Raw genomic sequence first — 24885 nt, 5'->3', positions numbered from 1 at the left:
CGGCATGCCCGCGCAGCGATCCGCACCTGGAGGAGAGCCAACGTGCCTCGTACCGCTAGGGACGTCGTTTTCGTCGACGGCGTCCGCACCCCGTTCGGCAAGGCGGGCCCGAAGGGCATCTACCACGAGACCCGCGCCGACGACCTGGTCGTCAAGTGCATCCGGGAGCTGCTGCGCCGCAACCCGGACCTGGACCCGGCCCGGATCGACGAGGTGGCCATCGCCGCGACGACCCAGATCGGCGACCAGGGCCTGACGCTGGGCCGCACCGCCGGCATCCTCGCGGGCCTCCCGCAGTCCGTGCCCGGCTTCTCGGTCGACCGCATGTGCGCGGGCGCCATGACCGCCGTCACCAGCGTCTCCGGCGGCATCGCCTTCGGCGCGTACGACCTCGCGCTCGCGGGCGGCGTCGAGCACATGGGCCGCCACCCGATGGGCGAGGGCGTGGACCCCAACCCGCGCTTCGTCTCCGAGAAGCTGGTCGACGAGTCCGCCCTGTTCATGGGCATGACCGCGGAGAACCTGCACGACCGGCTGCCGCACATCACCAAGCGGCGCGCCGACGAGTACGCGGTCCGCAGCCAGGAGAAGGCCGCCAAGGCGTACGCCGACGGCAAGATCCAGGCCGACCTGGTGCCGATCTCCGTGCGCCGCACCAACCCGGAGGCCGGGGAGACCGGCTGGGGCCTGGCCACCGCCGACGAGCCGATGCGCCCGGGCACCACGCTGGAGGGCCTGGAGTCGCTCAAGACGCCGTTCCGTCCGCACGGCCGGGTGACCGCGGGCAACGCCGCCGGTCTCAACGACGGCGCCACCGCCTCGCTGATCGCCGCCGAGGACGTGGCCCGCGAGCTGGGCCTGCCCGTCAAGATGCGGCTCGTCTCCTACGCCTTCGCGGGCGTGGAACCGGAGGTCATGGGCATCGGCCCGGTCCCGGCCACCGAGAAGGCGCTCGCCAAGGCCGGCCTGTCGATCGACGACATCGGCCTCTTCGAGATCAACGAGGCGTTCGCCGTGCAGGTGCTCTCGCTCCTGGACCACTACGGCATCGCCGACGACGACCCGCGCGTCAACCAGTACGGCGGCGCCATCGCCTTCGGCCACCCGCTGGCGTCGTCCGGCGTCCGCCTGATGACGCAGCTGGCCCGGCAGTTCGAGGAGCAGCCGCACGTCCGCTACGGCATCACCACCATGTGCGTCGGCTTCGGCATGGGCGGCACGGTCATCTGGGAGAACCCCCACTGGGAGGGCAAGTGAGCACCACCGCTGAACTGTTGAAGGGGGCGGCGGAGCTGTTCCCGGACGAGGTCGTCACCCAGGCGCACGTGCGCCACCTCGAACTGCCCCAGGACGCGGGCACGTTCGCGCTCATCACGCTGGACAACGGCCTGGACCACACCAAGCCGACCACCTTCGGGCCGCAGTCGCTGGCCAACCTCGACGCCGCGATCGACCAGGTCGAGGCCGAGGCCGCCGAGGGGAAGATCGTCGGCGTCGGCCTCACCGGCAAGCCGTTCATCTTCGCCGTCGGCGCCGACCTCAAGGGCGTCGAACTGCTCGCCAGGCGCGAGGACGCGCTGGCCATCGGCAAGGGCGGCCACGACGTCTTCAAGCGGCTGGCCGCGCTGTCCGTGCCGACGTTCGCGTACTACAACGGCGCGGCCATGGGCGGCGGCGTCGAGGTCGGCCTGCACTGCACCTACCGCACCGTCTCCAAGGCGATCCCCGCCTTCTCGCTGCCCGAGGTCTTCCTCGGCCTGGTGCCCGGCTGGGGCGGCTGCGCCCTGCTGCCGAACCTCATCGGCGCCGACCGCGCCGTCTCGGTCATCATCGAGAACTCCCTCAACCAGAACCGCCAGTTGAAGGGCCAGCAGGTCTTCGACCTCGGCATCGCCGACGCGATCTTCGAGGGCGCGGACTTCCTGGAGCGGTCGCTGGCCTGGACCGCGTCCGTCCTCACCGGCGAGACCCAGGTCTCCCGCCCCGAGGTCGACCGCGGCGAGGCCTGGGACCGGGCCGTCGAGCGCGGCCGGGCCGTCGCCGACTCCAAGGTGCACGGCGCCGCCCCGGCCGCCTACCGGGCGCTGGACATCATCTCCGCGGCCCGCAACGGCGACCTGCGCCAGGGCTTCGACGCCGAGAGCGAGGCGCTCGCCGACCTCATCATGGGCGGCGAACTGCGCAGCGGCATCTACGCCTTCAACCTCGTGCAGAAGCGCGCCAAGCGGCCGGCCGGGGCCCCGGACAAGTCGCTGGCCCGCCCGGTCTCCAAGGTGGGCGTCGTCGGCGCCGGCCTGATGGCCTCCCAGCTCGCGCTGCTCTTCGCGCGCCGCCTGGAGGTGCCGGTCGTGCTGACCGACATCGACCAGGAGCGCGTCGACAAGGGCGTCGCCTACGTCCACGGCGAGATCGACAAGCTGCTCGGCAAGGGCCGCATCAACCAGGACAAGGCCAACCGCCTCAAGGCCGCGGTCACGGGCTCCCTCGACAAGGCCGCCGCCTTCGGCGACGCGGACTTCGTCATCGAGGCCGTCTTCGAGGAGATGGGCGTCAAGCAGCAGGTCTTCGCCGAGGTCGAGGCGGTCGTGCCCGAGCACGCCATCCTCGCGACGAACACCTCCTCGCTGTCCGTCAGCGAGATGGCGTCGAAGCTGAAGCACCCCGAGCGGGTCGTGGGCTTCCACTTCTTCAACCCGGTCGCGGTGCTGCCGCTGCTGGAGATCGTGCGCGGCGAGCGGACCGACGACGCGTCGCTGGCCACCGCGTTCGGTGTCGCGAAGAAGCTGAAGAAGACGGCGGTGCTGGTGAAGGACGCCCCGGCGTTCGTCGTCAACCGCATCCTCACCCGCTTCCTCGGCGAGGTGCAGAACGTCATCGACGAGGGCACGCCCGTCGCCGTCGCCGAGAAGGCCGTCGAGCCGCTCGGCCTGCCGATGTCGCCGCTGGTGCTGCTGGAGCTGGTGGGCCCGGCGATCGGTCTGCACGTCTCGGAGACGCTGGCCGCCGCCTTCCCCGACCGCTTCACGGTCTCGGAGAACCTGGCCGCGGTCGTCAAGGCCGGCAAGCGGGGCTTCTACGTGTACGACTCCGGGAAGCCGGAGCTCGACCCCGAGGTCACGGCGCTCCTCAAGCAGGGCGACACCGTCCTGACGGAGGAGCAGGTGCGGGGGCGCGTCCTGGACGCGGTCGCGCAGGAGATCGGGATCATGCTCGACGAGGGTGTCGTCGCCGAGGCGCAGGACATCGACCTGTGCCTGATCACCGGGGCGGGGTGGCCTTTCCACCTCGGCGGTATCACGCCGTACCTGGACCGGGAGGGTGTCTCGGAGCGGGTGAACGGCAAGCGCTTCCTTCCGCCGGGGGTGGCGAGCGTGCCGGCGGCGTAGCCGCCGGGTTTCTTGCGGCGGGGCCGCGCGGGCTTGCCCGCGCGGCCCCGCCGTCGTGGGGGATTTCGCCCCGGCGGCACTACACCCGCACCCAACTCCCCAACGCCAGCCCCGACTCCTCCCTCTGCCGCGCCACGCACAGCCCCCCGTCCGGCGCGAACGCCGCGAGGACGACACGGCCGAGGCCGTCGAGGGCCAACGCGGGCGCCCCGACGCAGACTTCACCGGTCTTGGACCAGAAGACGCCCGCCCCCTCGTCCCCCGTCGGGTACGCCGCCACGGCCGGCAGGCCGGACGCCGTCCGCTGGGCGAGGACGGTGCAGTCGTGCCCGTCGATGGTCGTACGGACGGCCGCGACCGGCCCGCTGCCGTCGTCCTCGTACGGGCCGAGGGAGAGCGGGACACCCGGCTCCTCCCCCGCCGCGTGCGCATGCACGTGCAGCGCGGACTCCGCCGCGTCGCGCCAGAAGTGCGTGACGCGCCCGGAACCGCCCGCGACGGACGCCCCCGTCCCGGACAGCGCCTTGGCGGGGATGTTGCGCACCCGCCGCAGCGGCCCGCCCGGCTCGTCCTGGGCCCAGCTCTGCACCGTGTCGCCGGAGAGCGCGAGGAGTTCCGCCCGCCCGTCCTCCGTCGCGGCGGCGCAGAGCGCGTCGAGGACGGTGCTGCCCTTCATGTCCAGCCACGGGCCCCAGACGCCCTTGGCGTCCTGGCGCCGGCCGCAGACACCGCCGCCGGCGTTGCGTATGAAGACGTTGGGCCCGTGTTTGTCGACGACGGCGGCCGGGGCGCCGATCTGGGCGGCGCGCTCGCGGTCCTGGCCGTAGGGGGTGCCGATGGACCGCCAGGGCGTCAGCGCCCGGCCGGGCTGGAACTGCGTCGCGTAGACGACGTCGGTCCCGGTGCGGCCGTCGTCCATGACGCGGGTGCGGACACCGAAGAGGTAGACGTAGCCGCGCTCCGTCCGGCACAGGGAGAGATGCGGCTCCAGGCCGGGCACGACGAGGCGCTCGGGGCCGGTCCACTCCGGGCCGCCGGGCCGGGTCTCGGTCCAGCGCAACAGCCCGTTCTCGGCCGGCGCGTAGGCCGTCAGACGGCCGTCCTGCCCCCGCAGCAGCCAGCCGGTGGTGGGGGTGGCCGTCCGTGCCATGACTCGCTGCCAGCCTCTCGTTGCCCCAATTCCGCGTGGTGCGGAGCCGCTTCACCTGCGTTTTCCGACCCCCGACAATAACATTCGGCGGCCCACGCGGTTCCGGCCCGGAACCGGCCCAAACACCCCTACGGCCGGGCCGCCAGCCGGCTGTGCCGCCGCCCGTGGGCGAAGTAGACGAGGACGCCGAGCGCCATCCACACCGCGAACCGCAGCCACGTCTCGGCCGGCAGATTGAGCATCAGCCACAGCGACGCCAGCACCGACAGCACCGGCACGTACGGCACGAACGGGGTGCGGAAGGCGCGCGGCAGGTCCGGCCGGGAGCGGCGCAGCAGGACGACGCCGAGCGCGACGACGACGAACGCGAACAGCGTCCCGATGTTGACCAGTTCGGCCAGGACGTCGATGGAGGTGAAGCCCGCGACGACGGCGACGACGACGCCGAGCAGCACGGTCGAGCGGTAGGGCGTGCCGAAGCGGGGGTGCACGGTGGAGAAGACCCTGGGCAGCAGGCCGTCGCGGCTCATGGCGAAGAACACCCGGCTCTGGCCGAGCAGCAGGATCATGCACACGGAGGTGAGGCCGACGGCGGCGCCGAAGCTGATGAGCCCGGCCCAGAAGGGGTGGCCGACGGACTTGAAGGCGTCCGCGAGGGGCGCGTCCACGGACAGGTCGCTGTACTTCTGCATGCCGGTGACGACGACGGACACGGCCACGTAGAGCACGGTGCAGATGGCGAGCGAGCCGAGGATGCCGCGCGGGACGTCGCGCTGGGGGTTGTGGGTCTCCTCGGCGGCGGTGGCGACGATGTCGAAGCCGATGAACGCGAAGAAGACGACGGCGGCGGCCGAGAAGATGCCCATGACGCCGAAGTTGGAGGGCGTGAAGCCGAACATCAGCTGGACGAGCGGCGCCGCCAGCCCGCTGCCGCTCCTGCTGCCCTGGGACGGCGGGACGAACGGGTCGTAGTTGGCCCCGGTGACGAGGAAGGCGCCGACGACGATCACGATCAGCACGACGGTGACCTTGACGCCGACGATGACGGAGGTCACCCGGGAGGACAGCTTCATGCCGACGACCAGGATCGCGGTCAGGGCGAGGACCAGGGCGCAGGCGAGGATGTCGAAGCCGAACCGTCCGCCGTGCGGCCCGGAGAGGACCTGCGGCAGGTGCCAGCCGGCGGTGTCGAGCAGCGAGCGGATGTAGCCGGACCAGCCGACGGAGACGACGGCGCAGCCGAGGGCGAGTTCGAGGATGAGGTCCCAGCCGATGATCCAGGCGGGCAGCTCGCCGAGGGAGGCGTACGAGAAGGTGTACGCGGACCCGGCCACCGGCACCGTCGAGGCGAACTCCGCGTAGCACAGCGCCGCGAGCCCGCACACGATGCCGGCCAGCACGAAGGAGAGGGCCACCGAGGGGCCGGCGCTCTCCTTGGCGACCTTCCCGGTGAGGACGAAGATGCCGGTGCCGATGACGACGCCGACCCCGAAGACGGTCAGGTCCAGGGCGGAGAGCGACTTCTTGAGGACGTGTTCCGGCTCCTCGGTGTCCCGGATGGACTGCTCCACCGTCTTCGTCCGGAACATGCCGTTCCTTGCGCGGCCGCTCCGGACGGGCTGATCCGTGCCCATCGGCTCACCTCCACCGGTCGTCGTCACTCGTTCGCGAACTGAGCGAGTGTCCGCGATGATCCGGGCCGGTCCGGCGGGCCACAGCCTCCCTGCCCCCGGATTCACCCGATGGAGGGCAGCCACCGGTATGCGCGGGGGCCGGCCGGACCATTCGCAACGATGGTCCGGCCGGCCCCCGGCCGATTCAAGGGGGCGTCCGACGGGACGTCAGTCGGAGGCGACCTCCGCGGGCTCGCCCGGCTCCTCGGTGACCACGGCGTTCCCGTCCAGCCTGGCGACCAGCCCGGTCACCTGGCGCGCGATGTCCGGGGCGGTCAGCCCGATCTCGGCCATGACCTCCTTGCGGGAGGCGTGGTCGAGGAAGCGCGGCGGGATGCCGAAGTCGCGCAACGGCAGGTCCACCCCGGCGTCGCGCAGTGCCTGCGCGACCGCCGAACCGACGCCGCCCACCCGGCCGTTGTCCTCGACGGTGACGACGACGCGGTGCTCGGCGGCCAGGCCGGGCAGTGCCTCGTCGACCGGCTTGACCCAGCGCGGGTCCACGACGGTCGCGGAGATGCCCTGCTTGTCGAGGAGGTCGGCGATCTCCAGGCACATCGGGGCGAGCGCGCCCACAGAGACGATCAGCACGTCCGGCCGGCCGGTGCCCTCGGCGGGCGCGCGCAGCACGTCCATGCCGCCGACGCGGCCGACGGCCTCGACGGCCGGCCCGACCGTGCCCTTGGAGTAGCGCACGACGGTCGGCGCGTCCTTCACCTCGACGGCCTCGCGGAGCTGGGCGCGGACCTGGTCGGCGTCGCGCGGGGCGGCGATCCGCAGGCCGGGGACGACCTGGAGGATCGACATGTCCCACATGCCGTTGTGCGAGGCGCCGTCGTCGCCGGTGACACCGGCCCGGTCGAGGACGAAGGTGACGCCGCACTTGTGCAGCGCCACGTCCATCAGGACCTGGTCGAACGCCCGGTTGAGGAACGTCGCGTACACGGCGAAGACCGGGTGCAGCCCGCCGGTCGCCAGCCCGGCGGCGGAGGTGGCCGCGTGCTGCTCGGCGATGCCCACGTCGTAGACGCGGTCGGGGAACTCCTCGGCGAACCTGCCGAGGCCCACCGGCTGCATCATCGCCGCCGTGATGGCCACGATGTCCTCGCGCTCGCGGCCGAGCTTCACCATCTCCTCGCCGAAGACGGACGTCCAGCTCGCGCCGGAGGCGGCGACGGGCAGGCCCGTGTCGGGGTGGATGACGCCGATGCCGTGGAAGCGGTCGCCCTCGTGCTGCTCGGCCGGCTTGTAGCCGCGGCCCTTCTCGGTCAGACAGTGGACGATCACCGGGCCGCCGAAGCGCTTGGCGCGCTGGAGCGCGGACTCCAGGGCCTCGATGTCGTGGCCGTCGATCGGGCCGACGTACTTCAGCCCCAGGTCCTCGAACATGCCCTGCGGGGCGATGAAGTCCTTGAGGCCCTTCTTGGCGCCGTGCAGCGTCTCGTACAGCGGCTTGCCGACGACCGGGGTGCGCTCCAGCAGGTCCTTGCCTCGGGCCAGGAAGCGCTCGTAGCCGTCGGTGGTGCGCAGGGTCGCCAGGTGGTTGGCGAGGCCGCCGATGGTGGGGGCGTAGCTGCGCTCGTTGTCGTTGACGACGATGACGAGGGGGCGGTCCTTGGCGACGGCGATGTTGTTCAGCGCCTCCCAGGCCATGCCGCCGGTGAGCGCTCCGTCGCCGATGACGGCGACGACGTGCCGGTCGTCCCGGCCGAGGACCTGGTTGGCCTTGGCCAGGCCGTCGGCCCAGCCGAGGACGGTCGAGGCGTGGCTGTTCTCGATCACGTCGTGCTCGGACTCGGCGCGCGACGGGTAGCCCGAGAGGCCGCCCTTGCCGCGCAGCTTCGAGAAGTCCTGGCGGCCGGTGAGCAGCTTGTGCACGTACGCCTGGTGTCCGGTGTCGAACAGGACCCGGTCCTTGGGCGAGTCGAAGACACGGTGCAGGGCGATGGTGAGCTCGACGACACCGAGGTTGGGCCCCAGGTGTCCGCCGGTCTTGGCGACTGCGTCGACGAGGAACGTGCGGATCTCCGCGGCGAGCCGCCCGAGCTGCTCGGGGCTCAGCCGGTCCAGATCGCGCGGTCCCCTGATGCGGGTCAGCAGGGCCACCCGTGCCTCCTTAAGCTGTCGGGCGTTGCCGGTCGGGCGCTGCCGGTCGGGCATTGCCGGTCGAGTTTAATCTTCCGCCCGTCGTGCCGGTGAACGGGTGATCTGATGGATGTCACCTGAACGGCGCCGTGCGGGGCGCCCGTGGCGCTCCGCGTGCTGCGGGGCTCGCGCCCTGCGCGGCCCGCCGCGGCGGGCCGGCTCGCCGGGGCGGGCGGAACGGCCGGGGCGACGCCCGGCGGCCGGGGCTGGCGCCGGCGCCCATCGTGGTAGCGACGGCCCGGCCGGGCCCGCTGCCCCGCGCCCACGCGCGGTGAGCGGGGGCTCCGCCCCCTGCACCCCCCGGAACCGCGCTCCGCGCGGTCGTCCTCAAACGCCGGACGGGCTCCGTCGCGGCTCCGCCGCTCGTCCTCAAACGCCGGACGGGCTGGATAGCGCCCGCCGCGCCACCACCGGACAGGCTGAGCCGCTGTCGGTGCCGCGCCCAGTCAAACGCCGCCCAGAATCCAAGCCCCCACAGGCCCGGCCCATGCCCATGCCCCCACACCCGTCTTCCAACGGCAGGGAGGCCGGTTTGCTACGGCAAGCCGACCGGTTTGCAACGCCAGACGGGCAGCGCAACGCCAGACGGGCAGCGCAACGCCAGACGGGCAGCGCAACGCCAGACGGGCGGTCTACGCGCCCGGGGCGCGTAGACCAGCCCGTCCTGGGGGCACGCCTGGGGTGCCACCCCGAAGGCCCCATGGGTGCCCCCGCGGCGAAGCCGCGACGCCCCCGCCCCCCCCCCGCGCGGCAGCGCGCAAGAAACGGTGAAAGGGCGGGGTTGGGGACAGGCCTCCCCCAACGACGGCGGCCCGACGAAGCACGACGAGGTGCCACGAGAAGCGGGCTCCCCCGGGAGCACCCCGAACCGCCCCCGGGGGCGAAGCCCAGAAGCTCCCCCCGGCCCGGGGCCAAGACCCGGGGCCAAGGCCCAGGGGGGCGAGCCCCCAGGAGCAAGGCCCCGGGGGGCTCGCCCCCGCGGAAACCCCCTAAACCCGCCCCGCCGTCCGCCGCGTCCGCCGCGACAAAGAATCAATCACCACCGCCGCCAGCAGCACAGCCCCCGTGATCATGTACTGCACCGCCGACGCGATCCCCAGCAACGCCATCCCGGACGCGATCGACTGGATCACGAGCACCCCCAGCAGCGCGGACCACGTCTTGCCGCGCCCCCCGAAGAGGCTCGTGCCGCCGATCACCGCCGCGGCGATCGCGTTCATGAGGAGGCTCCCGGCGCCGGAGGACTGGTTCGCGGCGTTGATCTGCGAGGCGAGGAACATCCCGCCGAGGGCCGCCATCGTTCCGGAGAGCGCGAAGACGGAGATGCGGACGGCCGCGACGTCGATGCCCGCGCGCCGGGCGGCCTCGACGCCGCCGCCGAGGGCGAAGACCTTGCGGCCGTAGCGGGTGCGGCGGAGCACCAGGTCGAGGGCGACGACGACGCCGAGGAAGACGACGACGGCCAGCGGGAGGCCCTTGTACTGGTTGAAGAGCCAGGCCACGGCGTAGGCGGGCAGCGCGAGCGCCCCCGTCCGCAGGACCGTTTCCGCGAGCGGCCGCGCCGGCACCCCGGCCGCCGCCCGGCGCCGCCCGTCGCGCCAGGAGACGAGGAAGTAGGCGGCCACGACGGCGGTCGCGAGGCCGTTGGCCCAGGCGATGTCCTCGAAGTAGTGGTTGGTGAGGGCGGCGACCAGCCCGGAGTCGTCCAGGTTGATGGTGCCGTTGGAGCCCAGCACCTGGAGCATCAGCCCGTTCCAGCCCAGCAGCCCGGCGAGCGTGACGACGAACGCGGGCACGCCGATCCGGGCGAAGAAGAAGCCGTGGAGGATCCCGGCGACCGTCCCGGAGAGCACGGCCAGGACCAGCGCGAGCCACTCCGGCATGCCGTGGCCGACGTTGAGCACGGCGAAGACCGCGGCGGCCAGGCCGCTGACCGAGCCGACGGAGAGGTCGATCTCGCCGAGGATGAGCACGAAGACGATGCCGACGGCGATCAGCCCGGTGCCGGTGGCGGTGACGAAGAGGTTGGAGAGGTTCTCCGCGCCGAGGAAGGCCGAGTCCTGGAGCTGGAAGACCAGGCAGATGGCGATCAGCCCGACGACGACGGGCAGCGAGCCCAGCTCACCGCTGCGCAGCTTGCGGAGGAATTCGTTCCAGTAGCCGGCGAACCCCTCCTGGCGGACGAGGAGCCGAGGGTCGGCCGGGGGCGGAACGGCGGCCGGCCCCTCGGGGGCGGTCTTCGACAGGTCGGTGGTCACGTCCGGTCCTCCGCGGTACGGGCCTGGCGGCGGGTGACGGCGTTGTCGGTGGCACCGGTGATGGCGGAGACGATCTCCTCCTGGGTGGTGGCGCGCACCTCGAAGACGCCGTTGTTGCGGCCGAGCCGCAGCACGGCGACCCGGTCGGCGACGGCCTTCACGTCGGCCATGTTGTGGCTGATGAGGATCACCCCGAGGCCGCGCTCGCGCAGCCGCTCGACGAGGTCGAGGACCTGCGCGGTCTGCTCGACGCCCAGCGCCGCGGTGGGCTCGTCGAGGATGACGACCTTGGGCTCGCCGAGCAGCGAGCGGGCGATGGCGACGGTCTGCCGCTGCCCGCCGGAGAGCGCGGCGACCGGGATCCGCACGCTGGGGATGCGGATGGAGAGCGTCGAGAGCAGCTCGCGGGCGCGCCGCTCCATCTCGACCTCGTCGAGCACCCCGGCGCGGGCGATCTCGCGGCCGAGGAAGAGGTTGCCGACGACGTCGAGGTTGTCGCAGAGCGCGAGGTCCTGGTAGACGGTGGCGATGCCGAGCTCCTGGGCGGTGTGCGGGCGGTCGATGGTGACGCGCCGTCCCTCCCACTCGATGACGCCGTCGTCGGCCGGGCCGACGCCCGCGATGGCCTTGACGAGGGTGGACTTGCCGGCGCCGTTGTCGCCGACCAGGGCGACCACCTCGCCGGAACGGATCTCCAGGTCCACGTCGGTGAGCGCCTGGACGGCGCCGAACCGCTTGGAGATCCCGCGCAACGCCAGTACGGGCGCAGCGGACATGTGGATCAGCTCCTTCGCCGTGCGCCTACTTGAGGCCGGCCTTGTCGCAGTCCGCCTTGTACTTGGCGGTGCAGATCTCGTCGAGGGTGAAGAAGCCCGGCTTGCCGACGTACTGGGCGATGTCGGCCTTGGTGAGGGCGAAGGGGTCGACGATGACGGCCGGGATCTTCTTGCGGGTGCCGCTGTCGACGGTGGTTCTGGCAACGTTGTCGAGCTTCTTGCCGCGGGCGAGGGTCACCGCGAGGGTGGCGACGGCGTCGGCCTCGGGCCGGTAGGGCTTGTAGACGCTCATGAACTGCTCGCCGGCGAGGATCCGTTGGACGGCGGAGAGCTCGGCGTCCTGCCCGGTGACGGGCGGCAGTCTGTCGAAGCCGGCGCTCTTGAGGGCGGTGATGATGCCGCCCGCCATGCCGTCGTTGGCGGAGTAGACGCCGACGATCCTGTCCTTGCCGAGCGAGGAGATGGCGCCCTTCATGTTCTCGTTGGCGTTCTCCGGCTTCCACTCCTTGGTGTCGTACTCCTTGCCGATCCGCACCTTGCCGTCGAGGACGGAGTGGGCGCCGTCCTTGTACATCTTGGCGTTGGGGTCGGTGACGGAGCCGTTCATCATGACGATCTCGCCCTTGCCGGCGTTGTCGCCCAGCTCCTTGAGCAGGGACTCCCCCTGGATCCTGCCCACCCGCTCGTTGTCGACCGAGGTGTAGGCGCTCACCGGGCCCTCGGCGAGCCGGTCGTAGGCGACGACGGGAATGCCCTTGTCGTCCGCCTTCTTCACCGAGCTCGCTATCGACTTGGCGTCCACGGCGTCGACGATCAGCACGTCCACCCGCTTGGTGATCATCGTGTCGACCTGCTGCTGCTGGAGCGAGGCGTCCTGCTTGGCGTTCTCGTAGAGGACGGTGGTGTCGGTGCCCGCGAGTTCCCTGATCTTCTGCTCGATCAGCGGCTTGTCGAAGCGCTCGTAGCGGGCGGTCTGGTTCTCGGGCAGGAGCAGGCCCACGGTCAGCGCGGCCTTGGCGTCCTTCGTGCGGTGGCCGCCGCCGGCCTCCTTGGCCTTGCCGCAGGCGGCCAGCCCGACGGCCGTCGAGACGGCCGCCACGACCACCGCGGCGCGGCGCAGATGCGTGTTCACGTGACGGTACCTCCCTGACATGGCCGCGCCGTTGCGGCCGAGGTGAGCGGCAGTCAACTCGGCCGGTCAGAGAGCGTCAAGAAGTAAACCCTTAACGAGATGGCAACGATGCCATCCGTTACCTGCGTGAACTCAACTGTTGTGTCCCGAGCGGGCGTCCGGGCCTCAGAGCGTCCCGGGCGTGTCCCCGGGCGGCGTTCCGTCGAGCAGGGTGGAGTCGCCCATCTCGCTGAGGACGAGCGCCAGGGCGCCGAGCACCTCGGCGCGTCCGCCCAGCGCCCCGGGCACGATCTCCAACTGCCGTGCGGCGCTGGGGATCGCGTACCGTCCGACGGACTCGCGGATGGGCCCGAGGACGAGCTCGCCGGCGTCCGCGAGATCGCCGCCGAGAACGACGCGGCTGGGGTTGAGGAGGTTGCAGAGGCTGGCGACGCCGCTGCCGATGTGCCGGCCGACGTCCGCGATCACCCGCCGGCAGCCCGCGTCGCCGTCCCGGGCGAGGCGGACCATGCGGGGCGCGGTCAGGTCCGGACCGTGCGCCGAGTGCAGCAGGGGCAGGACGTAGCGGTGGGCCGTGAACGTCTCCAGGCAACCGCGGTTGCCGCAGCGGCAGACGGGGCCGGACTCGTCCAGCGTGATGTGCCCGATCTCCCCGGCGGTGCCGCCCGGCCCCCGGTAGATCTGGCCGTTGATCACCAGACCGGCCCCGACGCCACTGGCGACCTTGATGTACGCCAGGTCGCCGACGCCGCGCCCGGCGCCCCAGACCAGCTCGCCGAGCGCACCGAGGTTGGCGTCGTTGTCGACGTGGACGGGCACGTCGAGGCGGGCGGCGAGCTCGTCGCGCGGATTGGTGCCGGCCCAGCCCGGCAGGATCGCCGTCGAACCGAGCACCCCCGACCCGACGTCGATCGGGCCGGGCACGCCCAGCCCCACTCCGACGATCTTGCCGGCGTCGATGCTCTCGCGCGCGATCAGCGACTTGACGAGCCGCTCCGCCCGCTCCAGCCCCTGGGCCGCGGACGCGTCCACGTCGAGCGGCTCGGCCTCCTCGGCCAGCACCTGGTGCGCGAGGTTCCCGACGGCGACACGGAGGTGGGTGTGGCCGAAGTCCACCCCGACGACGATGCCGGCGTCGCCCGACAGCGAGACGCTCCGGGCCCGGCGCCCGCCCGAGGAGGTGGGGGTCACCTCCACCGTGCCGCTGTCCTTCAGCTCCCGGACGATGTTGGAGACAGTGGCCGCCGAGAGCCCCGTGGCACGGGCGATCTCCGCCTGGGTGAGCGCCCCCGCCCTGCGCACCGCGCGCACGACCCGCTCCAGGTTGGCCCGGTGCAGCGATGACTGCGACCCCGGAGTCTCCACGCTCATTCGCTCCTACCTCGCCTGCCTCGTCGCCGGCGTGCGGTGTCCGTACAACATATGAACTCTAAGCTCAGGGCGAGCCGGCAGGGGCGTCAAGGGCCGAATTCCGCCCTCAGCGCGACCCCACCCAGCGAGCGGCCGGGGGACGGCGCTCTGTGGGGTGGGGGTGCGGGGGCGGGAGGAAGAGGGAGGGAAGTGGCCGCCGGCGGGGGCGGCGGGCGGTGGGTGTCCGGGGTGGCGGGCCGCCGGGCGTGGGGCGACAGCTCCACAGGGTGAACGGGCTGCGCCCCCAGGAAACGGTGAAAGGGCGGGGCCGGGGCGAGACCACCCGCCCCCCTACAACAAGACGCAAAACCCCAAGCGCCCCGCCCCCTCCTACTTCAGCGCCCCCGCCGTCAGCCCCGCCTGCACCTGGCGCTGGAAGACGATGTACGCCGCCAGCACCGGCAGCATGGCCATCACCAGGCCGGCGAAGAGCCCGGACCAGTCCCCCTTGTACCGCTGGCTGGCGGCGAGGGCGACGAGGCCCTGGGGGAGCAGCTTCTTGTTCTCGTCGCCGATGTTGAGCACGGCGGGGAGCAGGTACTGGTTCCACTGCCCGAGGAAGTTGAAGATGCCGACGCTGATCAGCCCCGGCTTGGCCATGGGCAGCATGACCTGGAAGAACGTCCGCGTGTGCGACGCCCCGTCGATCAGCGCCGCCTCCGCGACCGACGTCGGCAGCGTGCGGAAGAAGCCGGTGAGGAAGAAGACCGTGAAGGGGAGCGAGTAGGCGATGTAGACGAGGATCAGCCCGTGGTAGGTGTTCAGCAGCTGCATGTTCTTCATCACGAAGAACAGCGGCACCAGCGCCAGGATGATCGGAAAGCTCATCCCGCCGACGAAGAGGAAGTAGACGAAGCGGTTGCCGGGGAAGTCGAAGCGCGCCAGCACATAGGCAGCCATCGATCCCAGGAGCATCGTCCCCGCCAGCGAACCCGCCACCACGACGAGCGAGTTGAGGAAGTACTGGCTCATGTGCGCCTCGGACCAGGCGCGCCCCCACGCGTCGACGTGCAGGGCCTTCGGCAGGGCCCAGGGCGAGGTGAAGATCTCCTTGTCGGTCTTGAAGGCGCTCATCACCGCCCAGAGGAGCGGCAGGGTGACCATCAGTCCCCAGATGAGGAGGATGCCGTGGGAGAAGACGTTGAGGACGCCGCCCTCGGTCCCCCGCCGGTCCGACGGCTCGGCTTGCGCGGTCACGGTGCCACCCCCGGGTGCGGTACGGACGGACGTGCGGACGGGAACGCGCGGCGGCATCAGAACTCCAGCCGCTCGCGCCGGCCGAGCTTCATCACGACCCCCGCGAAGAGCAGGGTGACGATCAGCAGCGCGACGCCGAGGGCGGTCGCGTATCCGGCCTGCCCGTCGTTGAACGCCTTGGTGTAGAGGTAGTAGGTGAGGAGTTCGGTGGAGTAGTCGGGGCCGGGCCCGTCCATCATGATCTGGACGACCGCGAAGCCGTCGAGCGCCATGATGCCCATGTAGACCCAGCCTGTCTGGACCGTGTCCCACAGCAGCGGCAGGGTGATGCGGAAGAACGTCTGGAAGCGGCTCGCCCCGTCGAGCAGGGCGGCCTCGTAGAAGTCCTTCGGGATCGCGCTCATGCCCGCCGAGAACAGGACGACGTAGAAGCCGACGTTGCTCCAGACCATGACGGCCATGACGCACCACAGCGCGAGGTCCGGATCGCCCAGCCACTCGGGCCGCCAGGGCAGGCCGACGGCGTCGAGAAACGAGTTCAGGGCACCGCTGTTGGGGTTGTAGGCGAACTTGAACAGCAGCGCGACGATCGCGATGGAAAGGACCTGCGGGAAGAAGTACACGATCTTGTAGACGGACGAGCCCCGCACGCCCGCCACCGGCGCGTTCCTCCGCCGGCGCCCGCCGACGTTGAGCATGGACGCGAAGAACAGCCCGAGCCCGAGCGTCACCAGCGGCAGCAGGACGAGCAGCAGGAGATTGTGGCCCAGCGCCTTCCAGAACAGCTCGTCGTTCCACAGCCGTCGGTAGTTCCTGAGCCCGGTCACCTCGAACTTCGAGCTCAGCCCCGACCAGTTGGTGAACGAGTAGTAAATGGCCTGGACGAACGGCGAGATGACGAAGACGCCGTACACCGCCAGCGGGATCAGCAGGAATCCGGCGATGAAGCGGTATTTGCCGTGCTGCATCTACCGGTTCCTCACTTGTGCCGGTACTTCTTGACGGAGTCGTCGTTGCGGGTCTCGTCGGTGAATTTCTGGATCTTCTTGATGGCCTCGTCGGGGGTGAGCCGGCCGGCCATCATCTCGCCCAGGGCGGCCTTGCCGATCTTCTCCTTCTGGAGGGTGACGTACCAGTCCTGGAGGCGGGGGTTGACGACGTTCTTTCCCGCCTTGGTCAGGGCCTGCTGGGAGGAGGCGAGGCCGGGGGGCAGGGTGAGGCCCTCGGTGCCGCCGTTGAGGGAGGTGAGCGAGGAGACCGCCTTGATGAAGTTCTGGGTGGACTTCCTGCCGAGCATGATGCGCAGCAACTCCATGCCGCCCTGCGGGTTCTTGGCGTTCTTCGGGACGATGAACGGCTCGCCGCCGGCGGCCCAGAGGGTGCCGAACGGCAGCTTGTCGTTGCGGTCGAGGCTGGAGGGGGCGCCGACGGCCATCTGGAAGTCGGGGGGCGTCATCCGCTTGGCCTCGTTCTCCACCCAGGAGCCGTTGGGGATGAAGAGCGCCTTGCCCTGGTTCCAGGCGGTCTGGGACTGGATGTGGTCGAGGCCGGGGGTGCCCTGGAGGATGTAGCCCTTGCGGTAGAGCTCGTAGTAGGCCTCGAAGGCGGCCTTGACGGCCGGGTGTTTCCAGGCGTCGGGCTCCAGGTTGTCGATCCGGTCCATGACCTCGACGCCGCCGATCTTGGCGATGAACGGGTAGAGGCTGAACGGGATGTAGTAGGGGTGCTGGCCCGCGTAGGTCCAGCCGGCGATGCCCTTCTTCTTGGCCTTCTCGCAGACCTTGAGCATCTCGTCCCAGGTCTCGGGGTACTGGGCGTCGAGCTTGGCGAGATTGGTCCGCGAGTACCACACGCCGTAGACGGTGTAGGCGTAGTAGAGGACCCAGACCTCCTCGCCGTCGAACTTGCCCATCTCCACGACACCGGGCCGCAGGGTGTCGCGCACCTTCTTCTTCGGGTCGTCCAAGGAGGGCGCGTCCAGCAGGGCGTTGAGGTCGGTGAGCTGCTTGAGGCCGACGAGGGTACCCAAGTCCATCTGTTTGGCACCGGAGTTGTCGATGACGTCCGGCGGGGTGCCGCCGTTGAAGCGGGGCTGGATCTGGGGGGCGATGTCCTGGGTGCCGGTGTGCTTGATGTCGGCCTTGGGGTACGCCTTCTTGTACTCGGCCTCGGCGTCCTTGGCGTACTGCTGGCCGAAGCCGCCGTCGAAGATGACGACGTCGAGCGGCGTGGAGCCGTTGACGTTCAGCGGCCTGAGCCCGCCGGGCTTGCCGCCCTTGCCCGCGTCCGGGGTCTTGTCGTCGCCGTCGCTCCCCGTGGCGCAGGCGCTGAGCACGCCCATCGCGGGCATCGCGAGCAGACCCGCGGCCGCGGCCCGTTTGATGAGGTCGCGCCGGCTGAATTCCGAGGTGGATCCCATGCTCAAGTCCTCGCCTTCTCCAGGACTCAGGCGGTGTGGCGGTCTCCCCTTGTGCAGTCGGCTCGCCGAAGGGCCCGACACCGCGGGTCAGTTGAAGTGCTGGGCGTGCTGGGTGTGCGCCGGAGAAGGGCCAGGATGTGCCGGCGGCGTCCTCCCCCGGTCCGCCACGGCGACGCGCAGTCGCCCCGGACGCCGACAGGTATAGTCCACTTCGCACCAACTGGGCAAGATCGGAAGCGGCATTGGCCGTCAGTCTTTCCCGAGTTGAGACCTCTTCGACATCCGGCGACACCACCCCCGGAAACCCCCCGGAAGCCTTGACACCACTGGTGCCTCACGTCCTACTTAACAGAGCGCGACCCGGGCGACAACGTTGTCAGCCTTCTGGAAGCCATCTGGACGCCTTCTGAGAGGCAAGGGATGAGACAGAGACTCAGACGTCGCCTGCGGGCACCCGGCCGTTCCGCGGCCCTCCTGGTGGCCGCCATACTGGTGACGGTCCCTCAGATCGGGCCCGGCGGTGCGCTCGCGGCACCGGGCGGGCGGGCCGCGGAGCGGGCGCAGGCACGGCAGGCGTCCCCGGGGCGGGATTCCCACGGGGCGGCCTCCGGGGAGCGGGCGGCGGAACGGCGGGCGCCGCGGGACCGGTTCTCGTCCTCCTTCGAGGCCGGTGACCCGCGCCCCGACTGGCGCGACACCGCGGAGAGGGGCCGCGACGGCACCCCGCGCTCCTCGGGTGTCGGCGGCGGCGACGGCCAGGGCATCCCGGGCAATGTCACGGACAAGGTGACCGCGGTGCGGGCGAGCGGCGAGAACACCGAGGGCGGGGAGGTGAAGGAGAACCTCGTCGACGGCGAGAACACCACCAAGTGGCTCACCTTCCAGCGCACGCCCTGGGTGGAGTTCACGCTCGCCGAGCCGGTCACCGCGGTGCGGTACGCGCTGACCTCCGCGAACGACGTCCCCGCCCGTGACCCGCGCGCCTGGGTGCTCAAGGGCTCGGCCGACGGCCGGCGCTGGAGCGTCGTCGACACGAGGGAGGACGAGACCTTCGAAAAGCGCTACCAGACACGGCAGTTCACCCTCGCGACCCGCACCGCCTACCGGCACTTCCGGCTCGACGTGACGCGCAACGGCGGTGCCGGCGCCACCCAGCTCGCCGAGGTGCAGCTCGCCACGGCGGACAGCGGGCCGCCGCCACCGAAGGGCATGCGCACCTATCCCGACAACGGCCCGTCCGCCTCCCCCACGGCCAAGGTGCGCGCGGGCTTCACGGGCCGGCACGCCCTGCGCTACGCGGGCACCCACGACACCCGTGGCCGCGCCTACGCGTACAACAAGGTCTTCGCCGTCGACGTCCGGGTCACCCCCCGGACCCGGCTGGCGTACAAGATCTTTCCGGCCATGACCGAGCGCGATCCGCGCTACCCCGCCACCCACGTCTCCCTCGACCTCGCCTTCACCGACGGCACCTACCTCAGCGATCTGGGCGCGCGCGACCAGCACGGGGCACCGCTCACCCCCCGGGGCCAGGCGGACTCCAAGACCCTCTACGTCAACCAGTGGAACAACAAGGAGGCGTCGATCGGAGCCGTCGCCGCGGGCAGGACCGTGGCGCGCGTCCTCGTCGCCTACGACGCCCCCTCCGGCCCGGCGCCCTTCCGCGGCTGGATCGACGACATCTCCCTGGGGCCCGCCCCCGAGGAGCCCGTCCCCGCCCATCCGGCCGACCGGGTGCTGACCACCCGCGGCACGCTCTCCGGACCGTCCTTCTCACGCGGCAACACCTTTCCCGCGACCGCCGTCCCCCATGGCTTCAACTTCTGGACGCCGGTGACCGACGCGGGCTCCACAGCCTGGATCTACCAGTACGCCTCCACCAACAACGCGGACAACCTCCCCACACTCCAGGCCTTCTCCGCCAGTCATGAACCGAGCCCGTGGATGGGCGACCGGCAGACCTTCCAGGTGATGCCCTCGGTCGCCCCCGGCACCCCCGACGCCTCCCGCACCGCCCGCGCCCTCCCCTTCCACCACACGCGCGAGACCGCCACGCCGCACCATTACGGCGTCACCTTCGACAACGGGCTGCGGGCGGACATCGTGCCCACCGACCACGCCGCGATGATGCGGTTCACCTTTCCCGGTGAAAACGCCAGCGTGATCCTTGACAACGTCAACAACCATGGCGGGCTGCGGATCGACACGGCGCACGGGACGTTCACGGCCTGGTCCGACGTGCGGAGCGGCCTGTCGGCGGGGGCGGGACGGCTCTTCGTCCACGGCGTCTTCGACACCCCCGTCACCGGCGGCGGCGCGCTCCGCCGCGGCGGCGCGGGCGACCACAGCGACGTCACCGGCTATCTGCGCTTCCGGCCCGGCAAGGACCGCACCGTCACCCTGCGGATCGCGACCTCCCTCATCGGCACCGACCAGGCCCGCGCCAACCTGGAGCAGGAGATCCCGGCCGGCACCCCGTACTCCCGCGTCCACGACCGGGCGCGGGACGCGTGGGACGCGCTGCTGCGCCGCGTCGAGGTCGAGGGCGCGACCAAGGACCAGCTCACCACGCTCTACTCCGGCCTCTACCGGCTCTTCCTCTATCCCAACTCCGGCTTCGAGAACACCGGGACGCCGGCCCGGCCCCGCCCCCGCTACGCCAGCCCCTTCTCCCCGCCGACCGGCGATTCCACCCCCACCCGCACGGGCGCGCGCGTCGTCGACGGCGAGGTGTACGTCAACAACGGCTTCTGGGACACCTACCGCACCACCTGGCCCGCCTACTCCCTGCTCGCCCCCCGGCAGGCGGGGAAGCTCGTGGACGGCTTCGTCCAGCAGTACAAGGACGGCGGCTGGGTCTCGCGCTGGTCCTCCCCCGGCTATGCGGACCTGATGACGGGCACGAGTTCCGACATCGCCTTCGCCGACGCCCACATGAAGGGCGTCCGCTTCGACGCCGAGGCCGCTTACGAGGCCGCGCTCAAGAACGCGACGGTCGCCCCGACCGACCCGGGCACCGGCCGCAAGGGCATGGACACCTCCGTCTTCCTCGGCTGGACGAGCACGCGCACCCACGAGGGCATGTCGTGGGCGCTGGACGGCTACCTCAACGACTTCGGCCTGGCCCGCATGGGCCGCTCGCTGTACGAGAGGACGCACAAGGAGCGCTACCGCGAGGAGTCGGAGTACTTCCTCGGCCGCGCCCGCAACTACGTCCGGCTCTTCGACCGGCGCGTCGGCTTCTTCCAGGGCCGCAACGAGGACGGCTCGTGGCGGCGCTCGCCCGAGGCGTACGACCCTCGGGTCTGGGGCCACGACTACACCGAGACCAACGGCTGGAACTTCGCCTTCACCGCGCCCCAGGACACCCGCGGTCTCGCCAACCTCTACGGCGGCAGGGACGGCCTGGCGCGCAAGCTCGACGCGTACTTCGCCACCCAGGAGACCGGCGATCCGGAGTTCGCCGGCTCCTACGACGGGGTCATCCACGAGATGACGGAGGCCCGCGACGTCCGCATGGGCATGTACGGCCACAGCAACCAGCCCTCGCACCACATCGCCTACCTCTACGACGCGGCGGGGCAGCCGTGGAAGACCCAGGAGAAGGTCCGCGAGGTGCTCTCCCGGCTCTACCTCGGCAGCGAGATCGGCCAGGGCTACCCCGGCGACGAGGACAACGGCGAGATGTCCGCCTGGTACGTCTTCTCGGCCCTCGGCTTCTACCCGCTGGTGATGGGCCAGGGCGAGTACGCCGTCGGATCGCCGCTGTTCACCAGGGCCACCGTGCACCTGGAGAACGGCCGCGACCTGGTGGTCAAGGCCCCGCGCAACAGCGCCCGCAACGTCTACGTGCAGGGCCTGCGGGTCAACGGCAAGCCGTGGGACTCCACCGCCCTGCCGCACTCGGTGGTCGCGGCCGGCGCGACCCTGGAGTTCGACATGGGCCCCGCGCCCTCGCGCTGGGCCACCGGCCAGGACGCCGGGCCGACGTCGGTCACCCGCGGCGACGGGATCCCCTCCCCGCCGTCGGACGTCACCGTCCCCGACGGCTCCGCCCTCACCGACAACACCTCCCGCACGGACGCCGCCTTCACCACGGCGTCACTGGAGCCGCAGCCCGGCGCGCGGGTCGCCTCGTACACCCTGACCTCCTCGGACCGCACCAGGGCCCCGCGCGGCTGGGTCCTGGAGGGTTCGGACGACGGCCGGGAGTGGACGGCGGCCGATCGCCGTTCGGGGGAGTCCTTCACCTGGGACCGCCAGACCCGGGTGTTCTCCCTGCGCTCCCCCGTGACGTACCGCCACTACCGGCTCAGAGTCGTCGGCGGCGAGGCCGCTCTGGCCGAGGTCGAGCTGTTGGGTGGACCCCAGGGGGAGTTGGCGTCCTGAGAGTCGTGTAAAAATCGTGATGATCCTGTGGTGCCCTTCGTGACGAGCTTCGTCGCGAAGGGCACCACAGTTGGTTCTTTTTTCTTTGTTTGGGGGGAGCCCTGATGGCTCGTATATCCGGGCGCGCTCTGTCGCGCCTCGTCACCGCCGCTGCCGCCGTGGCCCTGGCCGGGGGGATGGCCGCGGGTACGGCTTCGGCACACGGCACGGGCGCGCAGTTCGGCAGCGTCCAGGTCGCCGCCAAGAAGAAGCCGACGGCCGCCGCGCCGGTGTTCGCGATCGGCGCCGTCACCAAGGCGGACAAGTTCTACGTCTACACCCCCGACGGCAAGGGCGGCCTCAGCCCGCGCGTCGGTCCCTTCGGCGACATGGACGCCCTCTACGCCGCCCAGGTCGACCGCGACGCCGACGGCGTCCACGACGCCGACTACTTCGTCGCGAAGAACGGCGACCTCAAGTGGCACGGCATCACGGGCAAGGACCGCACGGTCGTGCGGAAGTTCACGTACGACCACATCCTCTCGCCGGGCAACCTCGCGGGCTCCAAGGAGGGCGACCTCCTGGCCACCGGCCCCAAGGGGACGCTGTGGCTCTTCACCACGAAGTTCAACGGTGACATCGCGGGCAAGCAGCAGGTCGGCACGGCCAAGGAGTTCGGCCAGTACGTCCGGTTCGCGGGCCGCGGCGACCTCAGCGGTGACGGCAGGACGGACATCGTCGCCCAGGACATGAAGGGCGTCCTCTGGCTCTACAAGGGCACGGGCAACGGCAAGAAGCCGTTCGCGGAGCGTACGCGGATCGGCGGCGGCTGGGGCAAGTACAACGACCTCTTCTCCAGCGGTGACGTGGACGGCGACGGCAGGAGCGACCTGCTCGCCCGCGACAAGGCCGGCGCCCTGTGGCTCTACAAGGGCACCGGCAAGGCGGCCGCACCCTTCAAGGCCCCGGTGAAGATCGGCAAGTCGGGCTGGAACCAGTACCGCCTCGTCTTCTGATCCGCCCGATCTCCCTGGAGTCTTCTGTGAACCGGTACCTCCGTCACCTCGTCACCACGGCCGCCGCCGTCGCCCTCGCCGGCACCGCGGCCGGTACGGCCCTGGCCGACACCTCCGTCCCCTCCGCGCGGCGCGCGGCGCTGAGCGCGGCGGCCGGCGCCCCGCCGGCGGCCGCCGCGCACCGGCCCACCGCCGACGCGCCGCTGGTCAACGTCGAGGGCGTCACCCGCTCCGGCGAGTTCCGCTGGTACGTCCCCAACGGCAAGGGCAGCCTGAGCCTGGGCGGTTCCGCCAAGGGCGCCTGGTGGAAGAGCACCAAGGCGGCGGCCAACGTCGACCACGACCGGGACGGCCGCATGGACGGCACGTACGAGCTCCGGACCAACGGCGACGTCCTCTACCAGGGCCGCGCCGGCCGCGCGAACAAGGTGGCCGGCGGCTGGGGCGGTTACAACACCTTCTTCAGCCCCGGCGACCTCGGCGGCAACGGCGGTTCCGACCTCGTCGTCCGCGACGGCAAGGGCGTGCTCTGGCTCCACCAGGGCAGCAACGCCTCGCGCGACTACGCCTCCCTGTCCGCCCGGAAGCGGATCGGCGGCGGCTGGAACGGCTACACCGCCATCACCGGCCGCGGCGACCTGACCGGCGACCACCGGACCGACATCATCGCCCGCGACAAGCGCGGCGTGCTCTGGCTCTACAAGGGCACGGGCAACGCCGGCAGGCCCTTCGCGGACCGCACGCGCATCGGCGGCGGCTGGAACAAGTACACCCGGCTCGTCTCCACCGGCGACGTCAACGGGGACGGCCACGCCGACCTGCTGGCCGTGGACGGCAGGGGCGCGCTGTGGCTGTACAAGGGCACCGGCAAGGCGTCCAGGCCCTTCACGTCGCCCACGAAGATCGGTAGGTCGGGCTGGAACCAGTTCCGCCTGCTCTACTGATCCCTTTTCTTTCCTCACCTTTCCCTCCACTTCGTTTCATGGAGTCCTACGTGACCAAGCGCGCCCTTTCGCGCATCGTGACCGCCGCCATCGCGGTCACCCTCGTCGGCACCACGGCCGGCACGGCCCTGGCGGACGGCCCGGCGGCCGCTCCGCCGGCCGGAGAGCTGAACCACCGGGCGACGGCCGGGGCCGCCGGCTTCGGCGTCCCGACCGGTGCGGCACCGCAGCTGCCGATCAACGCCCTCGCCAAGGACGGCCAGCTGTACTACTACCAGCTCAACGGCAAGGGCGGCCTCACGGCCCGCAAGAAGGTCAAGAGCGACGCCAAGTCCCGGAACGCCTGGAAGACGTTCAAGATGGTGGCCACGCGCCACACCTCGTACGGCGACCCCGACGGCGCCTACATGTTCCACAACAGCAACGACGTGGTGTACAAGTCCGACAACGGCTACACGTCCGTCGAAGGCCGCAAGTGGGGCATGTACGACACCATGTTCTCGCCGGGCAACCTCGGCGGGTCGAAGGACTCCGACCTCCTGACCCGCGACAAGTCCGGTGTCCTGTGGGTCTACCAGGCCGACATCATCGGCAAGCTGTCGGCCCGCAAGAAGGTCGGCGGCGGCTGGGGCCAGTTCACCGCCCTCACCGGCCGCGGTGACTACACCGGCGACAAGAAGACCGACATCGTCGCCCGCGACAAGAAGGGCGACCTCTGGCTGTACAAGGGCACCGGCGACATCAAGAAGCCCTTCGCCGGCCGCTCCAAGGTCAGCGGCGGCTGGAACAAGTACAACCTGCTCGTCGCCACCGGTGACGTCGACGGCGACGGCAGGAGCGACCTGCTCGCCCGCGACAAGGGCGGCGTGCTGTGGCTCTTCAAGGGCACCGGCAAGCAGGGCGCGCCCTTCGCCAAGTCCCCGGTCAAGCTGGGCGGCGGCTGGAACGAGTACCGCCTGGTGTTCTGACCGCCGACGCGTGAGGGTCGCACCCCGCCGGAGCGGGATGCGA

The 24885-nt window shown here is 71.2% G+C and carries 16 protein-coding genes; 6 read left to right on the top strand and 10 right to left on the bottom strand.

Annotation, left to right across the window (positions count from 1 at the left end; all coding sequences use genetic code 11):
* Nucleotides 1–42 precede the first annotated feature (42 nt).
* Together AC230_RS01160 and AC230_RS01155 are read left to right on the top strand one after the other, a co-directional pair.
* Nucleotides 43–1257: a thiolase family protein gene (locus tag AC230_RS01160; RefSeq protein WP_049714040.1), complete on the top strand. Its 1215-nt coding sequence runs from the start codon at nt 43–45 to the stop codon at nt 1255–1257.
* A complete protein-coding gene (locus AC230_RS01155) occupies nt 1254–3386 on the top strand; it encodes a 3-hydroxyacyl-CoA dehydrogenase NAD-binding domain-containing protein (RefSeq protein WP_049714039.1) in 2133 nt (710 codons plus the stop codon). Before AC230_RS01160 ends, AC230_RS01155 begins: the two co-directional genes overlap by 4 nt.
* A 79-nt stretch (nt 3387–3465) precedes the next feature.
* Here AC230_RS01155 and AC230_RS01150 read toward each other — a convergent pair whose 3' ends face one another.
* The 10 genes from AC230_RS01150 to ngcE all read right to left on the bottom strand — a co-directional run bounded on the left by AC230_RS01150 (nt 3466) and on the right by ngcE (nt 17546).
* Nucleotides 3466–4536 (bottom strand): PLL family lectin, encoded by a 1071-nt coding sequence (locus AC230_RS01150; protein WP_049714038.1) that lies wholly within the window; start codon nt 4534–4536, stop codon nt 3466–3468.
* Between the two features lie 128 nt (nt 4537–4664).
* On the bottom strand, nt 4665–6170 hold the full coding sequence (locus tag AC230_RS01145; protein WP_049714037.1) for an amino acid permease: 1506 nt from the start codon (nt 6168–6170) through the stop codon (nt 4665–4667).
* A gap of 207 nt (nt 6171–6377) precedes the next feature.
* Complete coding sequence (dxs, locus tag AC230_RS01140; protein ID WP_049714036.1) at nt 6378–8315, bottom strand: 1-deoxy-D-xylulose-5-phosphate synthase; 1938 nt, start codon at nt 8313–8315, stop codon at nt 6378–6380.
* Nucleotides 8316–9343: 1028 nt separating this feature from the next.
* Nucleotides 9344–10612 (bottom strand): sugar ABC transporter permease, encoded by a 1269-nt coding sequence (locus AC230_RS01135; protein WP_049714035.1) that lies wholly within the window; start codon nt 10610–10612, stop codon nt 9344–9346.
* Nucleotides 10609–11397: an ATP-binding cassette domain-containing protein gene (locus tag AC230_RS01130; RefSeq protein ID WP_078870993.1), complete on the bottom strand. Its 789-nt coding sequence runs from the start codon at nt 11395–11397 to the stop codon at nt 10609–10611. Before AC230_RS01130 ends, AC230_RS01135 begins: the two co-directional genes overlap by 4 nt.
* Before the next feature lie 16 nt (nt 11398–11413).
* Nucleotides 11414–12520, bottom strand: a complete 1107-nt coding sequence (locus tag AC230_RS01125) for an ABC transporter substrate-binding protein (protein ID WP_049714033.1) — start codon at nt 12518–12520, stop codon at nt 11414–11416.
* 165 nt (nt 12521–12685) lie between these two features.
* On the bottom strand, nt 12686–13885 hold the full coding sequence (locus tag AC230_RS01120; protein ID WP_049714912.1) for an ROK family transcriptional regulator: 1200 nt from the start codon (nt 13883–13885) through the stop codon (nt 12686–12688).
* A gap of 375 nt (nt 13886–14260) precedes the next feature.
* Nucleotides 14261–15184 (bottom strand): carbohydrate ABC transporter permease, encoded by a 924-nt coding sequence (locus AC230_RS01115; RefSeq protein ID WP_107082029.1) that lies wholly within the window; start codon nt 15182–15184, stop codon nt 14261–14263.
* The gene (locus AC230_RS01110; RefSeq protein WP_049714032.1) at nt 15184–16095 is read right to left on the bottom strand and encodes a carbohydrate ABC transporter permease; all 912 of its coding nucleotides are present in this window, start codon (nt 16093–16095) and stop codon (nt 15184–15186) included. The genes AC230_RS01115 and AC230_RS01110 overlap by 1 nt, the downstream gene beginning before the upstream one ends.
* A gap of 11 nt (nt 16096–16106) precedes the next feature.
* Nucleotides 16107–17546 (bottom strand): N-acetylglucosamine/diacetylchitobiose ABC transporter substrate-binding protein, encoded by a 1440-nt coding sequence (gene ngcE / locus AC230_RS01105; protein WP_049714031.1) that lies wholly within the window; start codon nt 17544–17546, stop codon nt 16107–16109.
* A gap of 420 nt (nt 17547–17966) precedes the next feature.
* Between ngcE and AC230_RS01100 the strand changes: the two genes are divergently transcribed.
* The 4 genes from AC230_RS01100 to AC230_RS01085 all read left to right on the top strand — a co-directional run bounded on the left by AC230_RS01100 (nt 17967) and on the right by AC230_RS01085 (nt 24842).
* Nucleotides 17967–21935: a GH92 family glycosyl hydrolase gene (locus AC230_RS01100; protein ID WP_049714030.1), complete on the top strand. Its 3969-nt coding sequence runs from the start codon at nt 17967–17969 to the stop codon at nt 21933–21935.
* Nucleotides 21936–22039: 104 nt separating this feature from the next.
* The gene (locus AC230_RS01095) at nt 22040–22930 is read left to right on the top strand and encodes an FG-GAP repeat domain-containing protein (RefSeq protein ID WP_049714029.1); all 891 of its coding nucleotides are present in this window, start codon (nt 22040–22042) and stop codon (nt 22928–22930) included.
* Between the two features lie 26 nt (nt 22931–22956).
* The gene (locus AC230_RS01090; protein WP_053160923.1) at nt 22957–23874 is read left to right on the top strand and encodes an FG-GAP repeat domain-containing protein; all 918 of its coding nucleotides are present in this window, start codon (nt 22957–22959) and stop codon (nt 23872–23874) included.
* A 38-nt stretch (nt 23875–23912) separates the two neighbouring features.
* A complete protein-coding gene (locus AC230_RS01085) occupies nt 23913–24842 on the top strand; it encodes an FG-GAP repeat domain-containing protein (protein WP_078870855.1) in 930 nt (309 codons plus the stop codon).
* Nucleotides 24843–24885: the final 43 nt, after the last annotated feature.

The sequence above is a fragment of the Streptomyces caatingaensis genome (assembly GCF_001187435.1).
Lineage (GTDB): Bacteria > Actinomycetota > Actinomycetes > Streptomycetales > Streptomycetaceae > Streptomyces > Streptomyces caatingaensis.
Note: the sequence above shows the minus strand (reverse complement) of the source record. Positions and strands in the feature narration are given on the sequence as shown.